Origin of the sequence: Kluyvera sichuanensis, from assembly GCF_014218705.1 — a bacterium.
Lineage (GTDB): Bacteria > Pseudomonadota > Gammaproteobacteria > Enterobacterales > Enterobacteriaceae > Kluyvera > Kluyvera sichuanensis.
In genome coordinates, this window is record NZ_JABBJF010000006.1 from 168,104 (window position 1) to 187,041 (window position 18,938).

An 18,938-nucleotide genomic window follows, 5' to 3' on the forward strand; every position below is an offset into this window, starting at 1 on the left:
CGCTCCGCACCTCGTCCGGGCTACAATACTAGGTTACAGCGCATTTGGCCGCGGTGGGCAGCGCTCCAGCAACTCCACGCTGCCGTCCGCATTCTGCTGCTCCAGATGCACATCAAACCCCCACAAACGATGCACATGCTTGAGCACCTCACGACGCCCTTTATCCAGCGGTGCACGATTATGTGGCACATAGCGCAGCGTCAGCGAACGGTCGCCGCGCAGATCCACGTTCCACACCTGAATATTCGGCTCCAGATTGCTGAGGTTGTACTGGGACGAAAGCTGCGAACGAATCTCCCGATACCCCTCCTCATTATGGATCGCTGAAATCTCCAGATAGTTATTACGATCGTCATCCAGCACCGTAAACAGGCGGAAATCACGCATGATCTTCGGTGACAGGAACTGGCTGATAAAGCTCTCGTCTTTAAAATCACGCATTGCGAAGTGCAGGGTCGTGAGCCAGTCAGAGCCCGCGATGTCCGGGAACCAATACTTATCTTCGTCCGTTGGGTTCTGACAGATACGCTTAATATCCTGGAACATGGCGAAACCCAAGGCATACGGGTTAATGCCGCTATACCACGGGCTGTTGTATGGCGGTTGATACACCACGTTGGTGTGGCTGTGCAGGAACTCAAGCATAAAGCGCTCGGTCACTTTCCCCTCATCATACAGATGGTTGAGGATGGTGTAGTGCCAGAAGGTTGCCCAGCCTTCGTTCATCACCTGGGTCTGTTTTTGCGGATAAAAATACTGGCTGACCTTGCGCACAATGCGCAGGATTTCACGCTGCCACGACTCCAGCAGCGGCGCGTTCTTCTCCATAAAATAGAGCAGATTTTCCTGCGGCTCAGACGGATAGCGGTGCGCCGACTCGACGGCTTTCTCTTCATCGCGCTTCGGCAGGGTACGCCACAGCATATTCACCTGGCTTTGCAGGTACTCCTCACGGCTCTTCTGCCGCGCTTTCTCTTCCTGCATGGAGATCTTCGATGGCCGTTTGTAGCGGTCCACCCCGTAGTTCATCAGCGCGTGACAGGAGTCGAGCAGGCGCTCCACCTCGTCCACGCCATAGCGCTCTTCGCAGTCGGCAATGTATTTGCGGGCGAACAGCAGGTAGTCGACGATGGAGCTGGCATCGGTCCAGCTACGGAACAGATAGTTGTTTTTAAAGAAGGAGTTGTGGCCATAGCAGGCGTGCGCCATCACCAGCGCCTGCATGGTGACGGTGTTCTCTTCCATCAGGTAGGCGATACACGGGTTGGAGTTGATGACAATCTCGTAGGCCAGCCCCTGCTGCCCGTGCTTATAGCCGCGCTCGGTCTCAATAAATTTTTTGCCAAAGGACCAGTGCGTATAGTTAATCGGCATCCCGACGCTGGAGTATGCGTCCATCATCTGCTCGGAGGTGATCACTTCAATCTGGTGCGGGTAGGTGTCTAACCGGTACAGCTTCGCCACCCGGTCGATCTCCGCCAGGTAGGTTTCGAGCAGCGGAAACGTCCAATCGGGTCCATCGCTCAGACGAGTGGTGTCCTTATTCATCGAGTCAATCGTAGCCATTAGCGCGCCCTCATTGTTGGCGACTCTCTCTGTCTGGAGAGCCTCTCTTCAAGAATAGAACACCGCAGAAATTCTGTAACAAGCGCCATTTCTTTTCTTCATGATTTATTCATTTTGATAGCGATTATTTTTCATATTTGCAGAGTTTTATGCTGACAAAAAATAGAGGGTAGCAGGAGATATCAAATTCTCCGCTACCCCGCGTGGTGGGCACTCTGTGAGGTAAGTCACCATAAAAAAAGCATATGTTGAATAATATTTTCATCTGGGTTATCAATTTGTAATTAGATGATTGTTCTTTTACTCATTCTGGAGTGGCTATGCACATTGTCATACTGGGAAGTGGCGTGGTTGGCGTAACCAGCGCCTGGTATTTAAGTCAGGCGGGGCATCAGGTTACGGTGATCGACAGGGAAGCCGGTCCGGCGCTGGAAACCAGCGCGGCTAACGCGGGGCAAATTTCACCGGGCTACGCTGCGCCGTGGGCTGCACCTGGCGTGCCGCTGAAGGCGATTAAATGGATGTTCCAGCGCCATGCGCCGCTGGCAATCCGTCTGGACGGCACCGGCTTCCAGCTAAAGTGGATGTGGCAGATGCTGCGTAACTGCGACACCCGTCACTACATGGAAAACAAAGGGCGGATGGTGCGCCTGGCCGAGTACAGCCGCGACTGCCTGAAAACGCTGCGTGAAACCACCGGTATCGCCTATGAAGGGCGACAGGGCGGCACGCTGCAGCTTTTCCGTACCGAACAACAGTATGAAAACGCCACCCGCGATATCGCGGTGCTGGAAGATGCGGGCGTCCCGTATCAACTGCTCGAAGCTTCACGCCTGGCAGAGGTTGAGCCGGCGCTGGCGGAAGTGGCCCACAAGCTGACCGGCGGCCTGCGTCTGCCGAATGATGAAACCGGCGACTGTCAGCTCTTCACCCAGCGTCTGGCAAAAATGGCCGAGCAGGCAGGCGTGACGTTCCGCTTTAATACCCCGGTTGACAGCCTGATTCAGGAAGGCGATCGCATCGTTGGTGTGAAGTGCGGTGATGAAGTGGTAAAAGCCGATGCCTACGTGATGGCCTTCGGCTCTTATTCAACCGCGATGCTGAAAGGGCTGGTGGATATTCCGGTTTACCCACTGAAAGGCTACTCGCTGACCATCCCTATCGTCGAGGAGAGCGGTGCGCCGGTGTCGACCATCCTCGACGAAACCTACAAAATCGCCATTACCCGCTTTGATAACCGTATCCGCGTGGGCGGCATGGCAGAAATCGTCGGCTTTAACACCGAACTGCTGCAGCCGCGCCGCGAGACGCTGGAAATGGTGGTGGGGGATCTCTTCCCGCGCGGCGGCAAAATCGAAGAGGCCACCTTCTGGACCGGCCTGCGTCCAATGACCCCAGACGGTACGCCGGTGGTGGGCAAAACCGCGTTTAAAAATCTGTGGCTCAATACCGGTCACGGCACGCTGGGCTGGACCATGTCCTGCGGATCCGGCCAGTTGTTGAGTGATTTAATGTCTGGCCGAATGCCGGCTATCCCCTATGATGATCTTAGCGTTGCACGCTATTCGCCGGGCTTTACCCCGGCACATCCTCAGCATTTGCATGGCGCACACCAATAAGGAGAACGCATGTCACGTCCCGTGCTCGCCACGATTGATTTGCAGGCGCTGAAGCAGAATCTGAGCATTGTCCGCCGGGCGGCGGGCGGTGCTCGCGTCTGGTCGGTGGTGAAAGCTAACGCCTACGGCCACGGATTGGATCGCATCTGGAATGCGCTGCGGGAAACCGACGGCTTTGCGATGCTCAACCTTGAAGAGGCGATTTTGCTGCGCGAACGCGGCTGGAAAGGGCCGATTCTGCTGCTGGAGGGTTTCTTCCATGCCGATGAGCTGGAGCTGTTTGATAAGTACCGCCTGACCACCAGCGTACACAGCAACTGGCAGATTAAGGCGCTGCAGAACGCGCGTCTGCATGCGCCGATTGATGTCTATTTGAAGGTCAACAGCGGCATGAACCGCCTGGGCTTTGCGCCGGAGCGCATCCACACCGTGTGGCAGCAGCTACGGGGTATCAGCAACGTTAGTGCCATGACGCTGATGTCGCATTTTGCCCAGTCGGAACTGACCGACGGTGTCGCGGAGCCGATGCAGCGTATCGAACAGGCCGCTGAAGGACTGGAGTGCCCGCGTTCGCTCGCCAACTCGGCGGCAACGCTCTGGCACCCCGAGACCCACTTTGATTGGGTGCGGCCGGGCATTGTGCTCTACGGCGCTTCGCCGTCCGGGCAGTGGCAGGACATTGCCAACACCGGGCTGAAGCCGGTGATGAGCCTCAGCAGCCAGATTATCGGTATTCAGACCCTGAAGCCGGGGGATGCCGTGGGTTACGGCGGCCGTTACCGCGCCAAAGAGGAGCAACGTATCGGGATTGTGGCCTGTGGTTATGCCGACGGCTATCCGCGCATTGCTTCCAACGGCACGCCGGTGCTGGTGGACGGTATCCGAACCGGCACCGTCGGGGCTATCTCGATGGATATGCTGGCGGTGGATTTAACGCCGTGTCCGCAGGCGGGAATTGGTACGTCGGTTGAGCTGTGGGGGCAGGAGATTAAGATTGATGAAGTGGCCGCCAGCGCGGGTACCGTCGGGTACGAGCTGATGTGCGCTCTGGCGCCGCGCGTGCCTGTTGTGACGGTGTAACTTTTATAAGATTGCCCGGTGGCGCGTCGCCTACCGGGCTCGAAGGCCGGATAAGCGCAGCGCCACCCGGCAACGACCAGACTACTCGGTCTCTTCCTCGGCCACCCGCACGCCGACCTTCAGCACCTGATTTTCCTCTTTCTCCGCTACCGTCCACACCATACCGGCAAACTCCACCTGGTCACCCACGACCGGTGCTGCCCCCAGCAGATGCTCGACGATATCTCCCAGCGACTGCTGGTTATCGCGGAACTCTTCACCGCCGTCGAGGCCATAAATCATGGCTACATCGGCAAACTTCGCCCCGGCTTCAAGGATAAAGTCGCCGAAGAAGCTTTGATCCAGCGCGACCGGCGGTGACTGGCTGAACATTTTACCGAGCGACGGCAGGTCACGTTCGCGGCCAATGACGCACAGAATATCGTTTTCCCGCAGGCGGGTGCTGCCGGTTGGGTGCAGCAGCACGTTATCGCGAAACAGCGCGGCGATCCGCGTTTCCGGCGGCATATGCAGGTCACGCAGCGCAGCGCCGACGCACCATTTCTCGGCGCTCAGTTGATAGACAAACTGCTCCCACGGATTTTCCGGGTGAATATCCAGCCCGACGCGCGAGATAGGCCAGCCGACCGGCGGTACTACCACTTTGGCTTTTTTCGCCGCCCAGGAGAGCGAGGTGCCCTGTAACAGCAACGACACCAGTACCACAAAGAAGGCGACGTTAAAGAACAGGCGCGCGTTCTCAAGCCCAGCCATCATTGGGAAGACCGCCAGAATGATCGGTACCGCGCCGCGCAGACCAACCCAACTGATAAACGTGCGCTCGCGCAGATTAAAACCGCGGAACGGCAGCAGTCCGGCGAACACCGACAGCGGACGGGCGATAAAAATCATCCAGATAGAGAGCAGCAGCGCCGGAATGGCGATCGGCAGCAGGTCAGACGGCGTTACCAGCAGCCCCAATACCAGGAACATGGCGATTTGCGCCAGCCACGCCAGACCATCGAAGTTCTGCAGAATGCCAAAGCGGTTGCGAATTGGCCGGTTACCGAGCAGGAAGCCGCACAGGTAGACCGCCAGAATACCGCTGCCGTCGAGCGAGGTGGTGACGGCGAAAATCATGATCCCGCCGCTAAGTGCCAGCAGCGGATAGAGCCCGGCGGGCAGGGCGATGCGGTTGATCATCTGCAGCAGCAGATAGCCGCCAGCGCCGCCAATCAGAATCCCCAGACCGAACTGTTGAATAATGTGCACGAGGAACATCCAGCTCAGCCCGCTTTCATGCTGCTGGATCATCTCGATAAGCGTAATGGTGAGAAACACCGCCATCGGATCGTTACTGCCGGACTCGATTTCAAGGGTTGAACCTACACGTTCGTTCAGCCCTTTGCCGCCGAGCAGTGAAAACACCGCCGCCGCGTCGGTTGAGCCGACAATCGCGCCAATCAGCATCCCTTCCATGATATCGAGCTTGAACAGCCACGCCGCCATCATCCCGGTCAGCCCGGAGGTGATCAGCACCCCGACGGTCGCCAGCGACAGCGCCGGGCCTAAGGCGACCCGAAAGGAGCTGGCCTGGGTGCGCATCCCACCGTCAAGCAGGATCACCGCCAGCGCCAGGTTACTGACCATATAGGCGAAAGGGTAGTTATCGAAGGGAATACCGCCGATGCCGTCAACGCCCGCCAGCATGCCGATGGCTAAGAAGATAACCAGAATAGGGATACCGAGACGGGAAGAAAATGAGCTTAAGAGAATACTGCAGGTTACTAAGACTGAACCCAAAATAAAGAGACTAATGACTGCCGCGGCGTCCAATGTTCACGCACTCCCCGATAACGTACAAGCTAGTTACAAAACGTTACCATAATTGCGGCGTGAACAGTGGATTAATAAAGGGTGATTATTGTTTTTTATTCAGCTATTACCGGATGTCCGGTGATGATGAGCCGGGATTGCCCCGCCGAGTGACAAAGTTGCGCCTGCGCGCCGAGCGCCAGCGTCACCGTCCGCTGTTCGTGACCAAAGTCGAGACCGCTGATGACCGGAATCGACAGCCGTGAACGTAGATAGTCGTACATCGACTCAAGTGAGTACCCGGCGTCGTAATCATTCGGGTTCGCACCGGTAAAGCTGCCCAGCACAATCGCGCGCTGGCGTGGCAGGATCCCAGCGTACAGCAGCTGTAACAGCATACGTTCAACGCGGAACGGGTGTTCATTAATATCCTCAAGGACCAGAATACCGTCGCGAATTTCTGGCATCCACGGCGTGCCGATAAGCGAGGCGATCATCGCCAGGTTGCCGCCCCAGAGCGTGCCCGCGGTTTCGCAGTCGGGGCCATCTCCCTGCCATTCCACGCTATAGCTCGGCTGGCGCAGCGCCTTCCAGAAGTGCTGCTCGGTAAAGTCGTTCAGCGTCTGTGCACCGAAGTTTCCCGCCAGCATCGGGCCGCTAAAGGTGATGACGTTGCCAGCGGCCAGCAGACCAAACTGAATGGCGGTGAAATCGCTGTGGCCGCAGATCAGCAGCGGATCCTGCTGTTGACGGGCAACCAGCGCCTGCCAGTCAATGCTGTCCAGCAGGCGGCTCGCGCCATAGCCGCCGCGCACCGGCATGACGATACGGTTCTTGCCCTTAAGGGTCGCCAGCGCGTTGATATCGTGCAGGCGCTCAGCCTCCACCCCGGCAAAACGGCGGTCACGGCGGGTGATAACCTGCTGATTTTCCACCTGATGCCCGGCCTCTTCTAATCGCTTAACCCCGCACTGTGCGGCAGACTGATTGATGCAATAACCGGAAGGGGCGACGAGATGAAACTGAGACATGGCATTTCCTTGCTGATAGTGAAACGAGTATCATGCCGCCTGAGCCCATGGTTGTCATTAACGGCGGCACAGTTCAGCTAAAAGGATAGATGCGTGAAATTGAGATGGTTTGCTTTTTTAATTGTATTACTTGCAGGGTGCAGTTCTAAATCGGATTACCGTAACCCGCCTTGGAATCCCGAAGTGCCGGTGAAACGAGCAATGCAGTGGATGCCTATCAGTGAAAAAGCCGGTGCGGCCTGGGGCGTAAGCCCGCGCCTGATAACCGCGATTATCGCCGTAGAGTCCGGCGGTAACCCGTCGCTTGTCAGTAAATCGAACGCCGTGGGTCTGATGCAGCTGAAAGCCTCCACCTCGGGTCTGGACGTCTACCGCTACATGGGCTGGAGCGGGCAGCCGTCAACCAGCGAGCTGAAAAACCCGGAACGTAATATCTCGATGGGCGCCGCTTATCTGAGCATTCTGGAACACGGTTCGCTTGCCGGGATCACCGACCCGGAAGTGATGCAGTACGCGCTGGTGGTATCGTATGCCAACGGTGCAGGTGCGCTGCTGCGCACCTTCTCATCGGACCGTAAAAAGGCCATTGCGAAAATTAACGACCTGGATAAGGACGAATTCTTCGACCACGTGGTGAAGAACCACCCGGCACCGCAGGCCCCGCGCTATATCTGGAAGGTGCAGAAAGCGATGGATGCGATGTAATTAACGGACGTTATTCGCCCGTTCGCGCGCTTCACGCTCCAGCGAAAAGATAATGCGCTGGAGCGAGCGCTCAAGCCCCGGATTCATATGCAGGAAACGGAAGCTTAAGCGCGGCGTGACGATAGTTTCATTCTTGCTGTCCACCACCTTGCGTTCGCTGATAGCCAGCAGCTGCGCATCAAAACGAAAACGCCCCCACTGCGCCATATCCAGCTCGATCTCTTTGAGCTCCATTCCCGGAATCAGGCCGTCAGGCGGCGGTGCATCCAGCAGTGCGCCCATGCCGCCAAGCGACAGATCGAACAGCCGAAAGCGCAGCGTGCTTTTATCCGGCAGCGTGGCCTTGCCGAAATAGGGTGGGTGCAGCGGCGCGGGAATGCGGAAAAACTCGCGACGCTGAATAAACCAGACTGTCGGCGGGGTAGGCATGACGAAGGCGGGCAGACTTTGATAATCCTCCACCTGCATTTGCGGCACCGTAAACTCTATTTTCGCGCCGTTGGTTTCGGCAACAATGGTAATGTTTTTGGCCGAGCGGGCCGCCACGTTGTCCTCTTCGCGGCTGCCGAAATCGATAACCAGACGCTGCTGGCTGACATCAAGAATACGACTAATAAACTGGCGGGACGACCAGCTGACGCGCAGCGCGGCGTTAGCCTGCTGAAGATCGCGCAGCACGTTTAAAACGGCTAATGGGTTTTGCTTAAGAAACTGTGTGTTGTGCTCACTCACCTGGAATGGCTCCTGAATGGCAGAGGCTTTATCTTTTATCGGCTTACAAAAATATAACTTCAGCACCCAAATGAAAAAAATTAACATCTTCGCAGCTTTTGGCTGCTCAAAGCACTTAAGACAGTGCTTACGTCAATATTCGTATTTATCCGTATAAAATATCATCGCCTTGCCAGGTTTTTTAAGAACAATTACCTATACTTGAAGTATTAGCGGCGCAGAATGTCGGCGCTTTTATGGCTGTTTAATGGAACTGAAGAGGTGGGAAAAATGGGTATTATTACCTGGATTATTTTTGGTCTGATTGCCGGTGTTATTGCCAAACTGATTATGCCGGGGCGTGATGGGGGCGGATTTATCCTCACCTGCATCCTGGGGATAGTTGGTGCGGTGGTGGGCGGCTGGTTAGCAACCACGTTTGGCCTCGGCGGCAGCGTCACCGGTTTTAACCTGCACAGCTTCCTGGTTGCCGTCGTCGGCGCCATCGTTGTGCTGGGGGTTTTCCGCCTGATTCGCCGCGAATAATCATGTCTCTCAACGGCCCCGCAAGGGGCCGTTCTTCGTTTAATCCCTCGCGTTCCCCCCATTTCGTCGTTGTCTTCATTTTTATATTGAACTATAAACACAAATGATAATAATTATCGTTCTTTGTTATGATTGAGTTCACCTATAAAATGAAAAGAACCGTTTTTCGTCGTTGTACGCTGTCAGGGATGATTGCCGTTGCACTTTCCACGTCAGCCTGGGCTGATAAAAATGAAACCACGATGGTCGTTACTGGCTCAGGCGAGAGTAGTGAACTTCCGGCCTGGACCAACAGCGCCACTAAATCTGCGGTGGCAGAGAGCAAAACGCCGCAGGTGATCAACACTATTAGCCAGCATGAAATCAGCGAGCGGCACGCGACGTCGATTAACGAAATTCTGCGCTATGCACCGGGCGTATCGACGGAATCTCGCGGTAGCACCACCTACATGAGCGAATACAAAATCCGCGGCTTTACCGTGGATAACGAGTTCTATAACGGCCTGCAGTTGCCTTATAACGTCACCGGCAATACCAAAGCGCGTATTGACCCACTGCTGATTGAGAGCGTGGATATTCTCAAAGGGCCATCCTCCGTACTGTATGGCAACGGCTCACCGGGCGGGCTGGTGAATATTCAGGGCAAAAAACCGCAGACTACGCCTCGCACTGAGGTCGGCTTTAATACGGGCACCCGTAATCTGAAAGAGGGGTATCTCGACTCTACCGGGCGTATTGCCGATAGTGACTGGAGCTACCGCCTGCTGGGTAAAGCGATGGAGGGCGACGATCAGCCGCACACCACCCGCACGGAAGATTATCTGGTCGCACCGAGCGTCACCTGGCAACCGAGCGATAGAACCCGGCTGACCATTGACGCGTTGGCGCAAAATACCCCGAGCTTAACGCCGTCCAACCCGCTGCCGCTCTCTTATTTGCGCTCAACCTATGCCGACAAGCGCGATTATGCTGGCGATAAATGGAACAAATTTACGCAGCGCCAGTGGATGGTGGGCTACAGCTTTGAGCATGAGTTTGATAGTGGTTGGGGCATTGCGCAAAAAGCGCGCTATTTTGATATCGATACCCACCAGAATAGCATCTACTCGACGGGGTACGCGGGCCATCCTGTTTACGAATTAGAGCGTTTCGCCTATACCACCGATGAAGACCTGCATAGCTTCAACATCGATAACCAGGTGACGCGCACCTTCGCCTTTGGTGACTGGCAGCACCATCTATTGGCTGGGTTTGACTACCAGAAGCTGAACTCGCACTACCACTATCGCTATGCGCCTGCCGCTACGACGCCGGGTATTGATATGCGGAATCCAGATTTCGGTCTGGTCAATGAAGATGCGCTGGGGCTGTATACGGAACAGAAAAACCGTCTCTCCTACAGCCAGAAAGGGTACTACCTTCAGGATCAGGTTGAGTTTGGCGGCCTGAACCTGCTCGCCAGCCTGCGCTATGACCAATACCAGTCGGCCACCACCGATTACCTGAACGACAACCAGAAAACGTGGATTTCTCAGGATAGGGTAACGAAACGTCTGGGGGCGCTGTACGCCTTTGATAACGGAATTTCGCCGTTCATCAGCTATTCAGAAGGGTTTAAGCCGGTATCACCGGCACGTAACCTGACGGCCGATCAGGTGAAACCCACCACCAGTAAGCAGGTCGAGGGGGGCGTGAAGTATCTGCTGGCCGAATATGCGACCACCTTCACCGCCTCGGTGTTTAACATCAAGCAGAAAAACGTGCTGAGCCTCGATCCGAGCTGGAACTACCATCAGACGGGGGAGATTGAGTCGAAAGGGGCAGAGCTGTCGGCGGTTAGCCGGCCAACGGATAACGTCAACCTGATCGCCAACTACGCCTACACGCACGCCATTAACACCGAAGATGAAACCTATCAGGGTAAACGTCCGACGCAGGTACCGGAAAACGCCTTTAACCTGTGGGGTGACTACACCTTCGATCAGCGCGCGGTACGCGGGCTGACGATAGGGGCCGGGTTGCGCTACACCGGGCCGATGGAGATTGCACCGGATAACACCGGGGGCAAGCTGGGTGGCACCACGCAGTATGATATGTCGGTGTCTTACGATATGTCGGCGGTGGACAGCAGCCTGGCAGGGCTGATGCTCAAGGCCAGCGCGCAAAACCTGACCAACAAAGAGACGTTGACCTGCTATGACAGCACCAACTGCTGGATTGGTCGTGACCGGACGGTGCAGGTAGGGGCGAGCTACACCTTCTGACCTGGACGAGCCTGTCCCGGCGTCGCTTCGCTCGGCCGGGCTACGTGATGTTCTCTGGTAGCCCGGACGAGGCGTTTACGCCGACTCCGGGGCGGCACCGACCGCATCGGACTGTCGCAGCGTCGCTTTCATCGGAATAAACGCGATAATCACCGCGCCCAGCACCAGGAACCCGGCGACCATATAGATCCCCGCGTTAAAGCTGCCGGTCACATCCTTCATCAGCCCCATCAGCAGTGGCCCCAGCGCCGCGCCGGTCATCCCGGTGCCGTTAATCACCGCAATACCCAGCGCACGGGCGCGCAGCGACAGCGCTCTGTCAGGCGTGGTCCAGAAAATCACCATCGCGGCAAATGCCCCCATCGACGCCATCACAATACCGGTAAACTGCAGCGGCGGATAAGGGCTGGTGGCGGTCAGCACCCAGCCTGCGGCGGCGAACAGATACGGCAGCAGGGTATGCAGTTTACGTTCGTTATGGCGGTCAGAGCGCTTGCTCCACCAGACCATCCCGACAATGGTACAAACCTGAGGAATGGCGCTAAGCAGGCCGATGGTGACGTTACTGCTTTCGGCGTTAAAGCTGCGCAGAATCAGCGGCGTCCAGACGCTCAGGGCGCTGAGCGTGTTGGTCAGGCAGAAGTAGGCCAGCGTGTAGAGCATGATGGTGGGCGTCATCAGTTCGCGCATGACGCTCTTTTGCCCCACCGACGCGGCCTGAATCGCGTTTTGCGTTTGCAGCGCGCTCTGGCGGTCGGCCTCCATCATCTCTTCGAGGCAGGCTTTATCGTCGTCGGTCAGCCATTTCGCCTTCGACGGGCTATCATCAAGCCAGAACCAGACCACCAGACCGAGCAGCACCGACGGGAAGCCTTCTAGCAAGAACAACCACTGCCAACCCTTGAGATTCAACATGCCGTCCATGTTGAGAATATAGCCCGAGGCCAGCGACCCCAGCGCCATCGTCACCGGCATGGCAATCATAAACAGGGCGTTAGCACGGGCGCGATAATGCGCCGGGAACCTGTAGGTTAAGTAGTAGAGCAGGCCGGGCAGGAAGCCCGCTTCGGCGATCCCAACCAGCATACGCAGCGCATACAGGCTATTTGGCCCGGTGGCGAAAAGCGTTGCGGTGGAGGCGATGCCCCAGACAATCATCAGGACGGCAATCCAGCGGCGGGCGCCAACGATGGTCAGCATCACGTTGCTGGGAATACCGCACACCACGTACATCACGTAAAACAGGGTCGTCGCCAGACCAAACATGGTGCTGGTGAGTCCCAGGTCTTTGCCCATGGTCAGGCCGGCAAAGCCGATGTTAATGCGGTCGAGGTAAGAAAAGACAAACAGCACGAATAAAAACACAATTAAACGACGGAAAAGCTTATTGATAACCGCCTGCTGACGCGGGTTCAGCGGCTGCTGCGCCGGGGGCGGAGTGGCAAGCTCCCCGTCGCGTTTGTGTCCCAGAGAAGGGCTATCGTTCATGAAAAGCTCCACATTGTGATTATTAGTATGGGTGCCGTGCAGGCTGCTAACGTATAGAAAATAGCCGCTGAAGATGTCAATTTTCTGTGCATAAAATGATACGTAATTGTTATGTGTGTGGCATTTGTGAATCATAATGAGATCTGCATCGCTTTCATTGACGCGTCATTGTGGTTTGCGGCCAAAAGGGGTCAGGACGGGCGGAAAGACAAAGCGTATAATCATAAAATCTGAAGTTTTTTGGGGTAAGGAAACGCATGGGTCATATAAAAAAAGTATCGGAAGACGCCGTCTTTCATCGTGAAGAGTTTCCGTTCTACTGGATTGTTAACGTCTATGCGCGTTACACCCAAACCGTAGAGGTCGCCCTGAAAAAGATTGGCCTGGACGTCTCCCGTTTTCGCGTACTGATGATCACCCACCAGTACGGCGAAGCGAGCATTTCGCAAATCTCCGAATACGCACTGGCGAAAATGCCGACGGTAACTAAAATCGTTGGCCGCCTGCGCGACGATGGGCTGGTCACGACTGCCAACAGCGTCCACGACGCCCGCGTGACGGTGGTGATGCTGACAGAAACCGGCCAGCAGAAAGTGGCGGAAGCCATGCCGCTGGTGGGCAAGATTTTCGATAAAGGCTTTAAGGGAATCAGCGCCAGCCAGGTAGAGAAAATGAACCTGACGCTGTCAAAAGTGCTGGATAATCTTAACGAACTGTAGCCCGCCGCACGGCACAATGACAAAATTGTGACTGGTGTAGAAAAATATCATAACTCGCTGTAAATAAACCCTTTTATGACGACCGCCGCTGGAGGCTACTCCAGCGGCCACGCCCTCCCTTATGCCGAAATTTGCTATGTAATTCATCAGGCTGCATGAATAACCATGCTCATTAAAAGGTTAATGAATTGTTATATCATGGTAAATTTAACGTGAAAATTTACTTGAATTTTCATCTAAATATTCCATAGTGATTAACTATCGGACAGGGCAAAAAAGCAGCATCGACTGCGTGCCTGAATGTGATTCATTTTTTCTGGTTAAGGTGTTAATCATGCGGCCAGTTTGTGAGAGCAATGGGTTTATCGAACGGTTCACCCTCGGTGAGGGCGACCTGAGTTTTGCCGTCAAAGACACGCTGGACGTGGCGGGTTTCCGCACCCAGGCGGGTTGTCCGGCGCTGGCTGATACGCCGGTTGCCGCCCAGCATGCAAGCGTCGTCGCCACTCTGCTGGCTAACGCCTGCGTTCTGGCGGGGAAAACCACGCTGCACGAACTGGCGTTTGGCGTCACCGGCATTAATCCCTGGAGCGGCACGCCGGTCAATCCGCGCTTTCCGTCGCTGATTCCCGGCGGCTCCTCCAGCGGCTCGGCTGCCGTGGTGGCGGCGGGCGAGGTCGATTTTTCCCTCGGCACCGACACCGGCGGATCGGTACGCATGCCAGCGGCCTGCTGCGGGATCCTTGGCCTGAAACCGGGCTACGGCGTGCTGAGCCGTCAGGGCGTGATACCTGCCGCCAGCTCGCTGGACAGCGTCGGTCTGTTTACCCGCGATGCACATACCCTTCGCCAGGCGCTGAACCGCCTGCACATTGCCGTCGAATCCCCGCTGGACGCGCTGCCAGCCATCACCTTTATCCCGGCGGCGCTGCCGGAAATCGATGCCGCGCTGTTGCGCTTCCTTGCCGAAGCGGGCGTGCAGCCAGCGCAGGGCGAACTGCCAACGCTTGTTGATGCCCATCTCGCGGGCGTCGCCATTATCAGCCATGAAAACTGGCAGGCCTTTAGCCCGCTGCTGATGGAGGAGTCCGTCTCCCAGGACGTTGCCACCCGCATTCGCGCCGGAGGCTCGGTCACCGCCGAAGCGCTGTCCCAGGCCGAGCTGGTGCGCCGCCGCTTTAGCGATGACGTTGACGCGCTACTTGCCGACACGCCGCTGCTGGCGCTGGCCACCTTGCCGGAACTGCCACCAACGCTTACCGAAGCGAACGATCCGCTCAGCGTGGTCAACCTGACCCGGCTGGTGAGGCCGTTTAACCTCAGCGGACACCCGGCGCTCACGCTGCCTGCAGGCACGCTTGATGGTCGACCGATTGCGCTGCAATTGGTGGCCCGTAAAGGGGCTGAAGGGCTGCTGGTGCAGGCCGCCGAGTGGCTCACGGTCCGAACGCGCCGCTAACCTTACTCGCTTTACCTTTTCCCTGATGACTCAGTGAGTTCGACTCATTGCGGCCTCGTTCGCCCGGCGAACGGCTGCCTATCAATTTCTGGAGAAAGCTATGTCTACCGTCCAGGTCCGTGAATCGCTGGTTCCGCTGCTGAGTGAAGTGAGCGCACGCAGCACTGATTTTGAGCATCAACGCCATATTTCTGACGACATCATTACCGGTTTTAAACAGGCGGGCGTCTATCGCGCGCTGGTGCCGAAAATCTACGGTGGCGACGAGTGCACCCCGGCACAGTTTTGCGAACTGATTGAGCAGATTGCCACCGCGGACGGTTCCGCAGGCTGGGTGGCCAGCTTCGGTATGAGCCCGTTCTACCTCGGCGCGCTGCCGGTAGAAACCTTAAAAGATCTTTATCGCGATGGCCCGGACGTGGTCTTTGCGGGCGGGATTTTCCCGACGCAAAAAGCACGTCAGGCTGATGGCGGCTACCGGGTCAGCGGGCGCTGGAGCTTTGCCAGCGGCAGCATGGGGGCGTCGGTGCTGGGGGTAGGCATTCAGCCCGATGGCGACCAGGCGCTGCCGCGCATGGCGGTATTGCCTCGCGCCAGCGTGCAGATTGACCCGGTATGGGACACCGTCGGCCTTGCTGGAACCGGTAGCCACGACCTGCTGGTGGATGACGTTTTTGTGCCGCAGGAGTGGACCTTTATTCGCGGCGGCGCGTTGAACCTCGAAGGGCCGTTGTACCGCTATCCGGTGCTCTCTCTGGCGACCCAGGTGCTTTCGGTCGTGGCGCTCGGCGTGGCCCGCGCGGCGCTCAACGAAATCTACGCCATTGCCCATCGTCAGCAGTCGGTCACCGGCGCGCCGCGCCTGGCCGACCGCCCGCAGGCGCAGATGCAAATTGCCCGCTGCGAGGCTGACCTGCGTTCCGCCCGCGCCTGGTTCTATGACGCCATCGACGACGTCTGGCAGCAGCTGCTCAGAGGCGATGACGCGGAGTGCGCGCAGATCAACGCCTTACGACTTTCCTCAACCCACGTGACCCGCGTCGCCGCTGAGGTGGCACGCCAGGCGCTGGCGCTGAACGGCATGGGCGGCGTCACCATGACCAGCCCGCTGCAGCGCTACGTCCGCGACACGATGGTGATTACCCAACATGCCTTTATGGGCGACCTCTCGTACCTCAATGCCGGTACGGTCTTTTTCGGCGGTAAACCGATGCCCGGTTACCTGTGATTTTTAACCTAAGGAGCAACCAATGAGCCAATCAACCAAACTGCGCGTGCTGTTTTGCATCGGCGTGAACCAGAATTTTTTCGATGCCAGCGCGGCTGAAGCTAAACAGGTATGGGCCGCCTTTGGCGTGATGATGAAAGGGATGGAAGAGAACCCGGGGATCACGGTTATCGGCAACATGGACGATGACCAACTGATGGTCGGCCCGTCTACCACCGCACCGTGGACCACCTACGTGCTGGCAGACGCGCAGGCGCTGGAAAACGTCGCGGCGGTCTGCAACCTGTTCCGTACCACCCCGGTCGGCGACAGCGGCAGCAAGCTGTGGAAGTACTGCAAAATCGAAGCCCGCGTTGGTCGCGAGCTGATTATCCAGGGCTAAGGGAGCAGATGATGACCTCTCAGGATGCGCTGCGTCTCCAGCAGCTCGAAGACCAGCAGGCCGCGCGGGTGTGCATCAGCAACTACATGCACCTGTGCGACAGGCTGGATTCACTCGATACGGTGCAGGCCATTGGCGCACTGTTCTCCGTCGATGCTTGTTGGGAAGGCGTGGGCGAACCCTACGCTACGCGCCTGGGGCGTCATCAGGGACGCGCGGCGATTATCGCGATGATGGCGGGCTACGTCCGCCAGCCCGCGCACTTCGCCATGAACGCGCACTTTCTCTGCTCAGAGGCGCTGACGATGGCAGCAGGCGGAGAGATTGAAGGCCGCTGGCTGATGCTGCAAACCTCGGCGTTCAGCGCGGGCGGCGCGCACCTCAATGCCGCCGAATTAAACGTCACTTTCCGGCGCGAAGCGGGGGAGATGGTGATGCACCATTTCTCCACCCGCAACCTGTTTAGCCGACCCGTAAGCCACTGGCACGCCGAGGATACCCTCCCGGTGCCGGACCAAAATCAGACCGTCGAAGACGTGCAGGAGAATGGACATGCAGTGTGATCACCTGATTAATGTGAAGAATATCGATACCACGATGCCGAACGCGCCGAGCCGCGAAGAGATTGCCTCGCTGGTACAGCACGACCGTGTACACACCTCGCTGTACACCTCCGAAGCGCTGTTCAATCTGGAGCTGGACCGCGTGTTCGGCAAAACCTGGGTTTGGGTAGCGCACGCCAGCGAAATCCCGGAAACCGGCAGCTTTAAAACCACTGAAATCGGCACCCAGCCGGTGATTGTGGTGCGGGGCCGTAAAGGCACCGTCCACACGCTGCTAAACCGCTGCCGCCACCGCGCGGCTACCGTTTGCGAACACCGCAGCGGCAAAACCAACAGCTTTGTCTGCCCATACCACGGCTGGGGCTACGCGCTCGACGGCAGCCTGCGCGGCGTGCCGCACCCGGAAAGCTATGCCGACCAGTTAGACAAGGGCGAACTGGGGCTGGTCTCCCTGCGCACCGAACAGTATGCGGGCATGATCTTCGCCACCTTTAACGATCATATTGAACCGCTGGAGGATTTCCTCGGTGCGGCGAAAAAGTGGATGGATCTGTTTATGAAGCAGGGCGCGGGCTACCCGATCAAAACCGGCCCGGCACACCGTTTCCGCTTCCCCGGCAACTGGAAAATCCAGCTCGAAAACACCACCGACGGCTACCACTTCCCGGTGGTGCACCGCTCGTTCTTAAGCTCGGTCGATAAGCAGACCGAAGAGATGCTCAACTTTGTTGACGGCAGCGGCTATGTCGAAGATCTCGGCAACGGCCATAGCGTGATGGTGATGATCCCGGAACTGGTAGATCTGGAAGCCAATCTTGATGCGCCGATCCCCGAGCGCTTTACCGATCTTGCCGACGCACTGCGAGCGGATCACGACGAAGTTCAGGTGCGGCGTATCGTCCGCGCGGTCGGTGGCTCCGGCTTCAACCTCAATATCTTCCCGAATATTGCCTGCTCGATGGCCTTCTTCCGCGTCTTGCAGCCGGTGTCGGTGAACGAAACCGAAATTCACCACGCGGTGATCACCATGGATGGCGGCCCGGAAATCGCTAACCAGGCGCGTCTGCGTCTGCACGAACACTTCCAGGGGCCGATGGGCTTCGGCACGCCGGATGACTCGGAAGCGTGGGAGCGCGTCCAGCGCGGGGCCACCGCCGGGGACGACCTGTGGATCATGCTCAACCGCGGCCTGGCCGGGGAATACCGCACCGACGACGGCCTGCGCAGCGACGTCAGCGCCGAAACCGGCATGCGCGCGGCCTACCAGCAGTGGAAAAAACTGATGACGGAGATGGAATAAATGACGACCGCTGAATCTGTACTGTTTAACGCCATCGCGGTTATCAACCTCGAAGGCGACCTGCTGGATCAGGGCGAATTTGATGCCTGGCTGGAGCTCTGGCAGCACGACGGCCTGTACGTGGTGCCGATCGACCCGACCGAAACCGACTTTAAAAACACGCTCAACTACGCCTGTGACGATCACGAGATGCGCGCCAAGCGCGTGAAGCGTCTTTATAGCGGCGAGTCTATTTCCACCACCCCGCGCGCCAGAACGCTGCGCACGCTGTCGCGCTTCCGCCTGCTGGAAGCCAGCGAAAACGAAGTGGTGGTGCGCGGCGCGCAGTCGCTGTGGGAGCACCGCAAGGGCCACAGTCGCCACTACGCCGCCGACATTACCTGGCACCTGCGCCCACAGGAAAGCGGTTGGCGCATAACCCAAAAGGTGATTCGCCTGGTCAACAGCGACGATGTGCTGCACAGCATCGGCTACATCCTGTAA

The 18,938-nt window shown here is 57.5% G+C and carries 17 protein-coding genes; 12 read left to right on the forward strand and 5 right to left on the reverse strand.

Annotation, left to right across the window (positions count from 1 at the left end; translation table 11 throughout):
- Positions 1–33: 33 nt before the first annotated feature.
- Positions 34–1,566, reverse strand: a complete 1,533-nt coding sequence (locus tag HII27_RS09625) for a SpoVR family protein (protein WP_185667685.1) — start codon at positions 1,564–1,566, stop codon at positions 34–36.
- Positions 1,567–1,886: 320 nt separating this feature from the next.
- On the opposite strand from HII27_RS09625, the gene HII27_RS09630 reads away from it, so the two are divergent.
- Both HII27_RS09630 and dadX read left to right on the forward strand, forming a co-directional pair.
- Complete coding sequence (locus HII27_RS09630) at positions 1,887–3,185, forward strand: D-amino acid dehydrogenase (protein WP_185667686.1); 1,299 nt, start codon at positions 1,887–1,889, stop codon at positions 3,183–3,185.
- Positions 3,186–3,194: 9 nt separating this feature from the next.
- Entirely contained in the window at positions 3,195–4,265 is a 1,071-nt protein-coding gene (gene dadX, locus HII27_RS09635) for a catabolic alanine racemase DadX (protein WP_185667687.1), read from the forward strand.
- 81 nt (positions 4,266–4,346) lie between these two features.
- Here the strand turns inward: dadX and HII27_RS09640 are convergent, their stop codons facing one another.
- Positions 4,347–6,080, reverse strand: coding sequence for a potassium/proton antiporter (locus HII27_RS09640; RefSeq protein WP_185667688.1), 1,734 nt, complete (start codon positions 6,078–6,080; stop codon positions 4,347–4,349).
- Positions 6,081–6,175: 95 nt separating this feature from the next.
- Positions 6,176–7,090 (reverse strand): muramoyltetrapeptide carboxypeptidase, encoded by a 915-nt coding sequence (ldcA, locus tag HII27_RS09645; protein ID WP_185667689.1) that lies wholly within the window; start codon positions 7,088–7,090, stop codon positions 6,176–6,178.
- 93 nt (positions 7,091–7,183) lie between these two features.
- Between ldcA and emtA the strand changes: the two genes are divergently transcribed.
- The gene (gene emtA, locus HII27_RS09650) at positions 7,184–7,795 is read left to right on the forward strand and encodes a membrane-bound lytic murein transglycosylase EmtA (RefSeq protein WP_185667690.1); all 612 of its coding nucleotides are present in this window, start codon (positions 7,184–7,186) and stop codon (positions 7,793–7,795) included.
- On the opposite strand, the gene ycgR is transcribed toward emtA, so the two are convergent.
- Positions 7,796–8,527, reverse strand: coding sequence for a flagellar brake protein YcgR (gene ycgR, locus HII27_RS09655; protein ID WP_185667691.1), 732 nt, complete (start codon positions 8,525–8,527; stop codon positions 7,796–7,798).
- Positions 8,528–8,797: 270 nt separating this feature from the next.
- On the opposite strand from ycgR, the gene HII27_RS09660 reads away from it, so the two are divergent.
- Together HII27_RS09660 and HII27_RS09665 are read left to right on the forward strand one after the other, a co-directional pair.
- Positions 8,798–9,052 carry a GlsB/YeaQ/YmgE family stress response membrane protein gene (locus tag HII27_RS09660; protein WP_185667692.1) on the forward strand — a complete coding sequence of 85 codons (255 nt, stop codon included), beginning with the start codon at positions 8,798–8,800 and terminating at the stop codon, positions 9,050–9,052.
- Between the two features lie 149 nt (positions 9,053–9,201).
- Entirely contained in the window at positions 9,202–11,316 is a 2,115-nt protein-coding gene (locus HII27_RS09665) for a TonB-dependent siderophore receptor (protein WP_185667693.1), read from the forward strand.
- 75 nt (positions 11,317–11,391) lie between these two features.
- On the opposite strand, the gene hpaX is transcribed toward HII27_RS09665, so the two are convergent.
- Positions 11,392–12,804, reverse strand: a complete 1,413-nt coding sequence (hpaX, locus tag HII27_RS09670) for a 4-hydroxyphenylacetate permease (protein ID WP_185667694.1) — start codon at positions 12,802–12,804, stop codon at positions 11,392–11,394.
- Positions 12,805–13,061: 257 nt separating this feature from the next.
- Between hpaX and HII27_RS09675 the strand changes: the two genes are divergently transcribed.
- The 7 genes from HII27_RS09675 (at position 13,062) to HII27_RS09705 (ending at position 18,938) form a co-directional block, all read left to right on the forward strand.
- Complete coding sequence (locus HII27_RS09675; protein ID WP_185667695.1) at positions 13,062–13,523, forward strand: MarR family winged helix-turn-helix transcriptional regulator; 462 nt, start codon at positions 13,062–13,064, stop codon at positions 13,521–13,523.
- A 334-nt stretch (positions 13,524–13,857) separates the two neighbouring features.
- Positions 13,858–14,982, forward strand: a complete 1,125-nt coding sequence (locus tag HII27_RS09680) for an amidase (protein WP_185667696.1) — start codon at positions 13,858–13,860, stop codon at positions 14,980–14,982.
- A gap of 100 nt (positions 14,983–15,082) precedes the next feature.
- A complete protein-coding gene (locus HII27_RS09685) occupies positions 15,083–16,210 on the forward strand; it encodes an acyl-CoA dehydrogenase family protein (protein ID WP_185667697.1) in 1,128 nt (375 codons plus the stop codon).
- Between the two features lie 22 nt (positions 16,211–16,232).
- Positions 16,233–16,592: an IacB protein gene (locus tag HII27_RS09690; RefSeq protein WP_185667698.1), complete on the forward strand. Its 360-nt coding sequence runs from the start codon at positions 16,233–16,235 to the stop codon at positions 16,590–16,592.
- An 8-nt stretch (positions 16,593–16,600) separates the two neighbouring features.
- Positions 16,601–17,155, forward strand: a complete 555-nt coding sequence (locus HII27_RS09695; protein ID WP_223883184.1) for a nuclear transport factor 2 family protein — start codon at positions 16,601–16,603, stop codon at positions 17,153–17,155.
- On the forward strand, positions 17,145–18,455 hold the full coding sequence (locus HII27_RS09700) for an aromatic ring-hydroxylating oxygenase subunit alpha (protein ID WP_223883185.1): 1,311 nt from the start codon (positions 17,145–17,147) through the stop codon (positions 18,453–18,455). The genes HII27_RS09695 and HII27_RS09700 overlap by 11 nt, the downstream gene beginning before the upstream one ends.
- Entirely contained in the window at positions 18,456–18,938 is a 483-nt protein-coding gene (locus HII27_RS09705) for an aromatic-ring-hydroxylating dioxygenase subunit beta (RefSeq protein ID WP_185667699.1), read from the forward strand. It abuts the gene before it with no gap.